The sequence below is a fragment of the Psychrilyobacter sp. genome, assembly GCF_037132775.1.
Taxonomy (GTDB): Bacteria; Fusobacteriota; Fusobacteriia; order Fusobacteriales; family Fusobacteriaceae; genus Psychrilyobacter.
Map to the genome: position 1 here is coordinate 24,378 of NZ_JBAHZY010000142.1, position 12,607 is coordinate 36,984.

Here is a 12,607-nt window from a genome sequence, read left to right on the forward strand (position 1 = left end):
ACATCTTCACAGTGAGATGAGTAAGTTTCAAAAAATAGATTTTTTTGAATCAGATGAATACGGTAAGTTTTTTACTTTAGATGGTCTTATGATGGTGACAGAAAAAGATGAATTTATCTATCACGATATGATTACCCATGTAGCTATGGCAACTAATCCAAAGATAAAAAAAGTATTGGTTATTGGAGCGGGTGACGGTGGGACTGTTAGAGAATTGACTAGATATAAAAATATAGAAAAAATAGATATGGTAGAAATAGACGAGAGGGTAGTAAGATTGTCTCAACAATTTTTACCTGTTACAACTGAAAAATCAGAAGATCTCAGAGTAAGTATGTATTTTAAGGATGGATTGAAATTTGTAGAAGAAGCAGAAGAAGGAAAGTATGATCTGATCTTAGTGGATTCTACTGATCCGGTATCTGTAGGAGAGGGACTATTTACAACAGAGTTTTATAACAACTGCTTCAGAGTATTAGGAGAGGAAGGAATCTTAATAAATCAGCATGAATCTCCGTATTTTGAAAAATTTTCTAAAGAGATGCAAAAAGCTCATAGAAAAATAGTGGAGACGTTTCCAATAGCTAAAGTATATCAATTTCATCAGCCAACTTACCCTTCTGGGCATTGGTTATTTGGGTTTGCATCTAAAAAATATGACCCTATAAAAAACCATAATCCAGAAGAATGGGAAAAATTAAATATAAAAACTAAGTACTATAATTCAGAACTACACAGAGGATGTTTTGCATTGCTGAATTATGTTAAGGAGATGTTAGAGAGTGAAAAATAAGAACATTTCTACTTTTATTGGATTTGATAATGAATATGATGAATCCAAAATAGTAGTGTTTGGTGCTCCCTTTGATGGAACAACATCTTTTCGACCTGGTACCAGATTTGCTCCAGAAGTAATGAGGAGAGAATCTTACGGATTAGAAACTTACAGCCCTTATTTAGAAAAAGATTTGGGAAATTATAATATTTTCGACGGGGGAGATTTAGAGTTTTCATTTGGAAATTCAAAGAGTACTTTAGACAGTATATATAAATATACAAAAAAAATATTGAAAGATGATAAAATTCCATTTATGGTAGGAGGAGAACACCTAGTTTCTTATGGAACAATAAAGGCAGTATATGAAAAATACCCTGATCTTCATGTTATTCATCTCGATGCACATGCAGATTTGAGAGATGACTATATGGGGAAAAAATTTTCCCATGCTTCGGTACTCAGAAGATGTTGGGATCTTTTAGGAGATGGGAAGATCTATCAATTTGGGATTAGATCTGGGAATAAGGAAGAATTTTTATGGGCAAAGGAACATACCTATATGAAAAAATTTGGTATAGATACCCTAGCTGAGATAATAAAAAAATTAAAAGATATTCCGGTGTATATAACTATTGATTTAGATATTTTGGATCCCTCTATCTTTTCAGGAACTGGTACACCAGAGCCGGGAGGACTTACATTTAACGAACTCGTAAAGGGGATAAAAGAATTTGAAAAATTAAATATTGTAGGAGGAGATATAGTGGAACTTTCTCCTAACTACGATATCAGTGGAGCTTCCACAGCTACAGCGTACAAGGTTTTACGGGAAGTAATTCTGACAATAGTATAAAAAAATCGCAAACGACTAAATTTGTTTGCGATTTTTTTATACTATTTTTGATCTTTATTTTAATATTAATTTTATTAAAGTTATCAATAGGGTAATTTGGGAGAACATAGCTATTACTCCAAACAATAAAGCTTTGGGGCCTTCACTGAGTAACTCTTTAAATTTAATCCTCATTCCTATTCCAGCCATGGCAACTAGGAGTAAATTTTTGCTTAAAAACCCTAGGATCTCCTGCACTTGATCACCTATAAAACCTAGGGTAACTAAGATGCTGAGGAGAAAGAATCCAACTATAAATGGTGGAACAGGTAACTTCTTTTGGGGGGCATTGATATTGTTTGAATTTGTGTTGTTGATAAGGGAGAAGATCAAGATTACTCCTCCTAGCATACTAATTCGGATCATTTTAAATAGGATAGAAAACTTAGCAGCTTCCGCTCCTAAAAAGTTACTCCCAGCAACAACTTGACCTACTGATTGAAGACCTCCTCCAATAAGTCCACCACTTTCCAGAGGAGTATATCCCAGTATATTAAGTGCAACTACAGGTAATATAAACATAAATATAGTTCCAATGAGATTAACGACAGCTACGGAAATTCCGATTTCATCTTCTTTTGCACCTAAGACAGGTGCGACAGCAGCAATAGCAGAAGAACCACAGACAGCATTTCCAGTTCCCATCAAAAGGGAAAAGTTTTTACTGAACCCCAAAGATCTTCCAATAACTAAGTTTATTCCAATAACTAAAGAAATTTCCAAAAGAATAAAAATTATTCCCCTTATACCTAAGCTTGTTATAGCACTCAGGTGAAGGGTGGCTCCTAAAAGCATAATTGCTCCAGCCAATATAGTCTTTTCTGAAAACTCCACTCCAGGAAGATATTTTTTATCTTTAGCTAGGGTATTTCCTGCAATAATCCCTATTATTATAGCCAAACTCGTGCTTCCTACCAGGGGAAGAAATATAGATGTAAGTTTAGCCAATAGGGCTATAATTACACAGACTATTAATCCACTGATCATATCTTTTTTCATTTTTTGTACCTCCATTTAACCTATAGCAAATTGATAATCTTCAATTTTATTTTTTCAACTGCTTTAAGGTATTATATAACTTTTAATATTAATTTAATAATACTAATTTTCTTTAGTACATATCAGCTAATACTTATGGAAAGACTAAAGATGATAAGTTATATAAAATTAGGAAGACCCGATTCTTTTTTATTTATAATTTTATTTATTCTATCTCTGCCTTGGCAACAGCCAATCTTGCTATAGGAATCCTGTATGGGGAACAGCTAACATAGTCAAAGCCTAGACTATTTACAAATTGGATAGATTGGGGTTCACCTCCATGTTCACCGCATATTCCAATCTCTAAATTTTTATTGACACTTCGTCCCTTAGTGCTGGCAATAACCATGAGTTGTCCTACGCCCTCAATATCTATTGTTTTGAATGGATCAACCTCCAACACTTCTTGCTCCAGATAGGCAGGTAAAAATGTTCCTATATCATCTCTAGAATACCCAAAGGTCATCTGTGTGAGGTCGTTTGTACCAAAGGAGAAAAACTCTGTTTCTAGAGCAATTTTATCCGCTGTAAGAGCAGCTCTAGGAACTTCAATCATGGTTCCGATCTTATATCTAACACTACTTTTTTTCTCTTCAAAGACCTCTGTAATAGTATCTAAGATCAGTTGTTTTTGTAATTTATATTCCTCTACTTTTCCGACGAGGGGAACCATTATCTCAGGATAGACATCTATCCCTCTAGAATGGACTTCTAGTGCGGCTTCTATAATAGCCCGAGTTTGCATAATAGTGATTTCAGGATAGGTAATTCCCAGACGGCATCCACGGTGTCCTAGCATGGGGTTAGATTCTTTTAGATGCTCTACAGCTTCTCTGATTTTTCCAGCTGGAACATGAATTTCATGGGCTAATTCCTCCTGTTTTTCCTTGGTATGTGGAAGAAATTCATGGAGAGGTGGATCGAGTAATCTTATGGTTACAGGTTTTTCTTTCATAACTTCAAAGATGCCTATAAAATCTTCCCTTTGGAGGGGCAACATCTTAGCCAGAGCTTTTTTTCGTCCATCTGTATCGGAAGCTAAGATCATCTCCCTCATAGCCTTGATCTTGTCTTCTTCAAAGAACATATGCTCCGTTCTGCAAAGACCTATACCTTTAGCTCCAAACTCGATGGCTTTTTTAGAATCTTTTGGAGTATCGGCATTTGCCCTGACCTCCATCCTAGCGATCTTGTCTGCAATTTCTAAAATTTTGTGGAAATTTTCGTCTAATTTAGGAGATTTAGTGATAAGCGTACCTTCATAGACCATCCCAGTACTACCATCTAAAGAGAGGAAATCTCCCTCTTTGAAGACTTTATCACCTACTCTAAATTTTCTTTTTTTATAATCTATTACTATTTCTCCAGCTCCGGCGATGCAACATTTTCCCATTCCACGAGCAACTACCGCTGCATGGGAGGTCATTCCACCACGAACAGTTAGAAATCCTTGAGCTAAATTCATACCATTGATATCCTCGGGGGAAGTTTCTAGTCTGACCAAGATGGCTTTTTCATATTTTTCCACCTCATCAGCAAAGAATACAATCTGACCTACAGCAGCTCCTGGTGCAGCAGGCAGTCCACGAGTAAGGACATCTACATTTATTTTTTCAGTATCAAATACTGGATGAAGGAGTTCATCGATCTTGCTGAGTTTTATCCTCCTAATGACTTCCTTTGAATCTATCTTATTTTCATTATAGAGATCCATGGCTATCTTTATCATGGCCATCCCAGTCCTCTTTCCAGTTCTAGTCTGGAGGAGCCAAAGTTTTTTATTTTCCACTGTAAACTCTATATCCTGCATATCTATATAATGATCTTCCAATATTCTCTGAATCTTATATAGCTCCTTGTATACTTCGGGCATGAGTTCTTCTAGAGATGGATGAGATCTTTTTCTGTCTTCCATGGAAATATTATTTCTTACTGCCCATTCAATGGATTCTTTTTTAGTTATTTGCCACGGAGTTCTGACTCCTGCTACTACATCTTCTCCCTGAGCATTTATCAAAAATTCTCCATTGAAGTAATTTTCACCGGTGGCGGCATTCCTTGTAAAGGCTACTCCAGTAGCAGAGTCAATGCCTGTATTACCATAGACCATAGATTGTACATTTACTGCTGTTCCCCAATTAGATGGAATCCCCTCGATAGCTCTATAGGCTATGGCTCTGTCATTCATCCAACTCCTAAATACAGCTAATATAGCCAGCCATAGTTGTTCATATGGATCTTGTGGAAACTGGACTCCAATTCTTTTAGATATAATAGCTTTAAATCTATCTACAAGTATTTTTAGATTTTCTACATTAAAATCGAGATCGGTTTTTATCTTCAAATCATTTTTATAGTTGTCTATTATTTTTTCAAAGGGGTTGAGATCCTCTTTGGATTCAGGTGTCATACCAAGGACTACATCTCCATACATTTGAATGAACCTTCTGTAGGAATCCCAAGCAAATCTTGGATTATTAGTGATAGTAGCCAAACCTTCTACTATTTCATCATTAAGCCCCAAATTTAAAACCGTATCCATCATCCCGGGCATAGACTGTCTAGCTCCTGATCGAACTGAAAATAATAATGGATTTTTAGGATCCCCAAATTTTTTCCCTAAGATATCTTCAACCTCAGAAATTCCACATTTCACTTCATTCCAAATGGAATCTTTCAATGCTTGTTCCCCAAATTCAGTGTAAAAATTACACATTTCAGTAGTCAATGTAAATCCAGGAGGCACTGGAACACCAATCTTGGCCATCTCAGCTAGATTAGCTCCTTTCCCTCCCAATAAATTTTTAAGTTTTGCTCCACCATCAGCTTTTCCACAGCCGAACCTATAAACCTTATTCATATGAAATACCTCCTTTATTTTTCTCCTTATTGTCCTCAGGTACACCTGTGCAATCTGTAGTTCGATATTTTTTATTTTCAGTTTCCGTGTGTTAGTTATCTACTGTTTTATTTATTACTTACCTACAAAATAAAAGAAGAGCAGAAAAAAATCTGCTCTTTTGGAGTCTATGTTAAAATGCCTCCATTGTCTCTCCATAGATGTTTCTGTCACCCACTATAATTGTGCTGACATCAGAAAGATTGCTTATTTGATCTCCTACTTTGATAGTGCTGTCTTTACTGTTTAAATAAAATTCTTTTCGCCCAATATATATATATCCCCATTTTTATAAATTACGACTAACATACAATCACCTCTTAAATATTATTTTGTTATTGATAAGGATACTATGCTTTGTGTATTTTTCCTCCTAATGTTTAATATATATATAATTTAACTAAAGAAAAGTGGATCTAAGGGCAAGTAAGATGGTATCGTAATTTTATATTAAAGAATAATTTAGGAACAAATACAGGAAATAAAGGAGAAAAGAGTATATTTTATTATTACGATAGGAGGGATTATGGATGGGGGAAATAGTGTGGATATACAAAAAGCTGTAAATATTTTTATACGAATAAGTTTTATAGCGATACTTTTTATATGGAGTTTTACAATAATAAAACCACTTTTTATGATTACTCTATGGGGGATAATAATAGCGGTATCAAGTTTTCCACTCCATAAAGAACTCACAAAAATATTAAGGGGAAGAGATAAACTATCAGCTATATTATTGGTGGCTATAGGTTTAATGTGTGTGATCTTACCTGTAGTGTTATTTATGGGTTCTATAATAGAGAGTTTAAGAAAGATAGCGGAAAATTTAAAAGCTGGAACACTGACTATACCGCCAGTCAGTGAAGAGATAAAAGGAATTCCTATATTAGGTAAAAAAATAGGTGAACTATGGACATTGTTTACAGGAAATTTTAGAGATATAATAGAAGAAGTGACACCTCAACTTCAAATATATGCTCCTAAAATTTTAGGGATAATTTCAAAATTGGGACTGACCATAGTTCAATTTATCTTATCCATATTGATAGGAGGAATATTTCTTATGAATGCAGAGGTTTCCAGCAGGGGAGCCAGTAAAATTTTTAAAATATTAATAGGAGAGTTTGTTGAAAAATTTCATGAGATAGCGGCAGCGACCATAAGGAGTGTTGTTCAAGGAGTTGTGGGAATAGCAATAATTCAAGCTGTTATTGCAGGAATAGGAATGTTAGTAGTAGGAGTACCAGGTGCAGGGGTGTGGAGTGTATTGGTTATGGTATTGGCTATAATTCAACTACCACCAATGATAATATTACTTCCAATAGCCATATACGTATATTCTAAACAAACAATAACCGTAGCTATATTATATATAATATGGACTCTGTTTGTGGGAGTTTTAGATAATATATTGAAACCACTTCTCTTGGGAAGAGGTGTAGATATCCCCATGCTTGTAATTCTGTTGGGATCTTTAGGAGGAATGCTTACTTATGGAATAATTGGACTTTTTGTTGGACCTGTAATTTTATCTTTGGGATATAAGTTTATAGTGGCGTTGGTAGAAAAAAATGAGATAAAAAATAGTGATTAGCTATTCAATTTAAGATGACAATGGGGGGGAAGGATGAAATTTTTTACATTTGAATATGAAGGATTAGAGGAGATAGGTATATTAACAAGGGATGGGAAAAAAATAATACCAATAGATGAGATTGAGTTAAGTCAGGAATTTTTTGATATGAATGATTTTATAGAGACCCATGAAAAAAGTGATATAGAAAAATTAGATAAACTCTGGAAGGGAGAGGGAAAAGCGGATGTATACTACGATTTTGATAAAGTCTTGGTATTAGCCCCTATTCCTCTGCCACTCCATGACGTTATATCTGTCGGATTGAACTATAGGGCACATATATCAGAGACAGTAGTTGAGTTAAATATAAAAGGTGAGGTGCCAGTAAGCCCTATAATATTCAGTAAGAGAGCAAGATATGCAGGTGGTACAGAGGCCACAATACCATTACATGATGACCTTACAAAAAAACTAGATTATGAGGTAGAATTAGGCGTAGTAATGGGGAAGAAAACGTCAAAAATCATGAAATCAGAGGTAAGAGATAGTATCTTTGGATATACAATTATGAATGATATATCTGCCAGGGATCTTATGGTTAAACATCAGCAGTGGACCATTGGAAAGGGGCTGGATGGAGCTGTAGTTATGGGTCCGTGTATTGTCCATAGAGATTATATAGGTTATCCAGTGGAATTAAATATATCTGCTAAGATAAATGGAGAACTGAGACAGGATTCCAATACTAAAAATTTGATATTTGACATAGACACCTTAGTTTCTGATATATCAAAGGGGATAACCTTAGAAGCAGGAGATATAATTTCTACAGGGACACCGGCAGGGGTAGGGATGTCCTTTGATCCTCCAAAGTATTTAAAAGGTGATGATATCATAGAGTGTGAGATAGAATCCATAGGAGTATTGAAAAATATGGTGAAAAGATAGAAACTCATCCAGAGAAAACGATTAAATCTGATAAATGGATTTAGTCGTTTTTTTCTTTTTTGTGGTATAATATAGAAAAAATTAACTCCTTCTTGGTTGCCGAGATTTCATGGGAATTAAAATTTATTTTAATATTAAGAACCTCGTGAAACTATAAGAAAGAAGAGGAATTAATTATGAAAGTTGGAGGTAAAGATGAAAAAATTTAACTATATGGAAATGACAAATGACGGGTATAAGATTACTTGTGGGATAGAAAATGAAGTGATGTGTAATATATATGTCTGTGTAAAAGAGGGAGAAGCTGAAAAGTTAGCCAAAGAATTATCTGAAAAAAGAATGAATGCAGGAATGGAATGGGAACTGTATGATTTTGAGGAAGAGAATGGAAATAAAGGGGTTGGATATACATTTAACGCTGAGGAAGAAGATGTGAAATTTGAAGCTATGGTAGAATTATGTCATATCAATGATTTTAACTGTGTATATGAGATGGAAGCTTTTAATGGAGATTTAGATATCTATGAAGAAAAAATAGAAGAAGAGTTTGGAGAGTTCTTTGATGAAAAATTTCAAGAGATAGAAGAGATAGAGGAACAAATAGCTAAGGAAAGTAAGTAAGTAAAAAATTTAATAAAAAAAAATTAATAACTGAAAATATTGAGAGATTAAAGGTAATCTTTAATAGATGTAGAAATTTTAGCCACCTAGAGGATAGGTGGCTAAAATTATGTGGAAAAGTGTTGACAAAATTTAGAAATGATTATATACTCATTATAAGTTAGCAATCTAATTGAGTGAGTGCTAACAACTGGCTGATTGGAGTGGTGGGTATGATTACAGATAGAGAAAAGCTAGTGTTAGGAGCGATAATCGATTACTACTTGACTTCAGGTGGAACCATAGGTTCTAGAACGTTAGTTAAAAAATATAATATAGAGTATTCATCGGCAACCATTAGAAATGTAATGGCTGATCTAGAAGATTTAGGATATTTGTCAAAAACCCATACATCATCAGGAAGGATACCGACAGATCTAGGATATAAGTTTTATCTTTCGGAACTCCTTAAGATAGAAAAATTATCTAGACAAGAGATGGAAAAAATACATCAAATATATGATGTAAAAATCGGAGAGTTTGACGGGATATTGAGAAGAACTTCTAACTTACTGTCTAAATTGACATCCTATGCAGGAATAGTACTAGAGTCTAATATAAGTCACGAGACAATAAAAAAGGTTGAATTAGTCCATGTGACCGACTATGTAGCTATGGCTGTAATAGTCATGGATGACTCTACAGTAAGAACGAGAAAAATACATTTTGAAAACCCGATAAGTGAGATAAAGTTGAAAAAGATATGTATAAAATTAAATGAAAAATCATCTAAGGGTGAAGTTCAAACCTTTGAGATAGAAGAATTTGTAAAAGAAAAAGGAAATCCAGAACTAGAATCTATATCTAATAAAATATATCAAGATATGGAGGGAGAATTTTTTATAAATGGTGCTTCTACTATATTTGAAAATAAAACAGTGGAGGAAGCCAAGGAAGCCCTGGAGATCTTTAACAAACGTAAGGGGTTAGATGAGATCTTTAAAGAATTAATTAGTACAAGGGAACATAAACAGGGAGAAGTGTTTGTAGTGTTTGGAGATGAACTGAATATAAAAGCACTAAAAGATTTCAGTTTTGTATATTCCTTCTATAAGAATGGTAGTTCTCAAGGAATTATTGGGGTAGTAGGGCCTAAAAGGATGGCTTACTCTAAAACTGTAGGCTTGGTAGAATACGTGACTCAAGAAGTTAATAATATGATTAATATAGCACTAAAAAAAGGAGAAAATCATGAGTAAGAAAAAAAAGGTTGAAGAAGAAAAAGTAAAAGAAGTGTCGAAAGAGGAAAAAGTAGAAGAGGCTCAAGAGGAAAAAATAGAAGAGACTGAAAAAACAGAGGATGAGGAAACATTAGAAGATAAAATGGCTAAGATTGAAGCTGATCTTGAAGATTGGAAGAATGCATATGCTAGAAAAAATGCAGAATTTCAAAATTTTACTAAGAGAAAGCAAAATGAATTAGAAGAATTTAGGAAATATGCCTCAGAAAAAGTAATCTTGAAAGTATTAGAAGCAGTAGATAACCTCGAAAGAGGAGTTGCAGCATCTGTGGAAACAAAAGATTTTGACGCATTGGTAAAAGGTGTAGAAATGACCCTATCTCAAATGCATGGAATCATGAATACAGAAGGGGTAGAACCGATTGAAACAGTAGGAAAGGAATATGATCCGCATCTTCACCAAGCTGTAATGACTGAAAACTGTGAGACTATCGATAATGATCATATCATCATGGAATTACAAAAAGGATATAAAATGAAGGAAAGAGTAATAAGACCTTCAATGGTAAAAGTTTGTAAAAAATAACAATATAATTAAATATTATTTGCATAGGATTATAAATGGAGAAATCTATGAAAATCAGAGTTTATCTGTGTAATCTGTGTCAAAAAAAAAGGAGTGTATTATTAAATGGGAAAAATAATCGGAATTGACTTAGGAACAACTAACTCATGTGTATCAGTAATGGAAGGTGGAAGTTTTACAATAATAACAAATGCAGAGGGAGTAAGAACTACACCTTCAGTTGTAAATATAAAAGAAAATGGTGAAATCATAGTAGGAGAAATAGCTAAAAGACAAGCTGTTACTAACCCAGATTCTACAGTAGCATCTATCAAAACTCATATGGGAGAAGCTCATAAGGTAAATATCCATGGGAAGGACTATGGTCCTCAAGAGATATCAGCAATGATCTTAAAGAAACTAAAAAAAGATGCTGAGGCATATTTAGGAGAACCTGTAACAGAAGCAGTAATCACAGTACCGGCATATTTTTCAGATGCACAAAGACAAGCAACTAAAGATGCAGGGGTAATCGCAGGATTAGATGTAAAAAGAATCATAAACGAGCCGACTGCAGCAGCATTAGCTTATGGATTAGATAAGAAAGAAGAGGAAAAAGTATTAGTATTTGACCTTGGAGGAGGTACATTTGATGTATCTATCTTAGAAATCGGAGACGGTGTAGTAGAAGTATTATCAACATCTGGAAACAATCACTTAGGTGGAGACGATTTTGATAAAGTAATCATCAACTGGTTAGAAGTGGAGTTCAAAAAAGAAACTGGATTAGATCTATCTAACGATAAGATGGCAGTACAAAGATTAAAAGATGCAGCTGAAAAAGCGAAGAAAGAATTATCTACAATGATGGAAACTCCTATATCATTACCATTTATCACAATGGATGCTACAGGACCAAAACATTTAGAGATGAAATTGACTAGAGCGAAATTCAATGAATTAACATCTGATTTAGTAGAAGCTACAAAAGAACCAGTAAGGACAGCTCTTAAAGATTCAGGATTAAGTCCTTCAGATATCGATGAGATCTTATTAGTAGGTGGATCGACAAGAATACCAGCAGTACAAGAATGGGTAGAATCTTTCTTAGGAAAATCTCCTAACAAGGGAATCAACCCTGATGAAGTAGTAGCCGCAGGAGCAGCAATCCAAGGTGGAGTATTAATGGGAGACGTTAAAGACATATTATTATTAGACGTAACTCCATTATCATTAGGAATTGAAACTTTAGGTGGAGTATTTACTAAGATGATAGAAAAAAATACAACTATACCTGTAAAGAAATCACAAGTTTACTCTACAGCTGTAGATAATCAACCAGCAGTGTCTATAAATGTATTCCAAGGAGAAAGAACAAAGGCTACAGACAACCATAAATTAGGGGACTTCAACTTAGAAGAGATCCCGGCAGCACCAAGAGGAGTACCTCAAATCGAAGTAACATTTGATATCGATGCAAATGGTATCGTACATGTAACTGCAAAAGATTTAGGAACTGGAAAAGAAAATAAGGTAACTATCACAGGATCGACTAATCTTTCGGATGAAGAGATCGAAAGAATGAAAAAAGATGCTGAAGCTCATGAAGTTGACGACAAGAAATTCAAAGATTTAGTAGAGGCTAGAAATAAAGCTGATATGATTATTGCATCTACTGAAAAATCTGTAGAAGAGCATGGAGATAAGGTAACTGAAGAGGAAAAAACTGCTATTAAAGAAGCAGTAGAAGGATTAAAAGCTGTTAAAGACGGAGAAGATAAGGAAGCTATCGACGCAGCAATGAAAACTTTAGAAGAAAAAGCTCATAAATTAGCTGAAGAAATCTACAAAGAAGCTCAAGAAAAAGCTCAAGGTGAAGACGGTGGAACTCAAGGTGGAACTGAAAAAAAAGCCGATGAGGATGTAGCTGAGGCAGAAGTAGTAGACTAAAAATTACTCGTCAACCGTGAGAAACCTAGGTAGAATAAGGGTAGATTTTAAAAGAATAAGAGGGGGCTAAGCTTGAAAAAGGGTTTAGCCTCTCTTCTTGTATGGTGAGGATAA

The 12,607-nt window shown here is 34.4% G+C and carries 10 protein-coding genes; 8 read left to right on the forward strand and 2 right to left on the reverse strand.

Translation table 11 applies throughout. From position 1 onward, the window contains the following. Positions 1-16: 16 nt before the first annotated feature. Positions 17-793 carry a polyamine aminopropyltransferase gene (gene speE, locus V5784_RS10995; RefSeq protein WP_336889064.1) on the forward strand — a complete coding sequence of 259 codons (777 nt, stop codon included), beginning with the start codon at positions 17-19 and terminating at the stop codon, positions 791-793. Further along, positions 783-1,631: an agmatinase gene (gene speB, locus V5784_RS11000; protein WP_336889065.1), complete on the forward strand. Its 849-nt coding sequence runs from the start codon at positions 783-785 to the stop codon at positions 1,629-1,631. The genes speE and speB overlap by 11 nt, the downstream gene beginning before the upstream one ends. Before the next feature lie 54 nt (positions 1,632-1,685). On the opposite strand, the gene V5784_RS11005 is transcribed toward speB, so the two are convergent. Both V5784_RS11005 and ppdK read right to left on the reverse strand, forming a co-directional pair. Next, positions 1,686-2,669 (reverse strand): putative sulfate exporter family transporter, encoded by a 984-nt coding sequence (locus tag V5784_RS11005; protein WP_336889066.1) that lies wholly within the window; start codon positions 2,667-2,669, stop codon positions 1,686-1,688. Between the two features lie 205 nt (positions 2,670-2,874). Then, on the reverse strand, positions 2,875-5,571 hold the full coding sequence (gene ppdK / locus V5784_RS11010; protein WP_336889067.1) for a pyruvate, phosphate dikinase: 2,697 nt from the start codon (positions 5,569-5,571) through the stop codon (positions 2,875-2,877). Positions 5,572-6,136: 565 nt separating this feature from the next. On the opposite strand from ppdK, the gene V5784_RS11015 reads away from it, so the two are divergent. The 6 genes from V5784_RS11015 (at position 6,137) to dnaK (ending at position 12,493) form a co-directional block, all read left to right on the forward strand. Continuing rightward, a complete protein-coding gene (locus V5784_RS11015) occupies positions 6,137-7,207 on the forward strand; it encodes an AI-2E family transporter (protein WP_336889068.1) in 1,071 nt (356 codons plus the stop codon). A 33-nt stretch (positions 7,208-7,240) separates the two neighbouring features. Further along, positions 7,241-8,137: a fumarylacetoacetate hydrolase family protein gene (locus V5784_RS11020; RefSeq protein ID WP_336889069.1), complete on the forward strand. Its 897-nt coding sequence runs from the start codon at positions 7,241-7,243 to the stop codon at positions 8,135-8,137. Positions 8,138-8,332: 195 nt separating this feature from the next. Beyond that, on the forward strand, positions 8,333-8,758 hold the full coding sequence (locus V5784_RS11025) for a hypothetical protein (RefSeq protein ID WP_336889070.1): 426 nt from the start codon (positions 8,333-8,335) through the stop codon (positions 8,756-8,758). A gap of 212 nt (positions 8,759-8,970) precedes the next feature. After that, on the forward strand, positions 8,971-9,996 hold the full coding sequence (gene hrcA / locus V5784_RS11030) for a heat-inducible transcriptional repressor HrcA (protein WP_336889071.1): 1,026 nt from the start codon (positions 8,971-8,973) through the stop codon (positions 9,994-9,996). Continuing rightward, positions 9,989-10,564, forward strand: coding sequence for a nucleotide exchange factor GrpE (gene grpE / locus V5784_RS11035; protein ID WP_336889072.1), 576 nt, complete (start codon positions 9,989-9,991; stop codon positions 10,562-10,564). The genes hrcA and grpE overlap by 8 nt, the downstream gene beginning before the upstream one ends. Before the next feature lie 105 nt (positions 10,565-10,669). Then, positions 10,670-12,493, forward strand: a complete 1,824-nt coding sequence (dnaK, locus tag V5784_RS11040; protein ID WP_336889073.1) for a molecular chaperone DnaK — start codon at positions 10,670-10,672, stop codon at positions 12,491-12,493. The last annotated feature ends 114 nt before the right edge of the window (positions 12,494-12,607 follow it).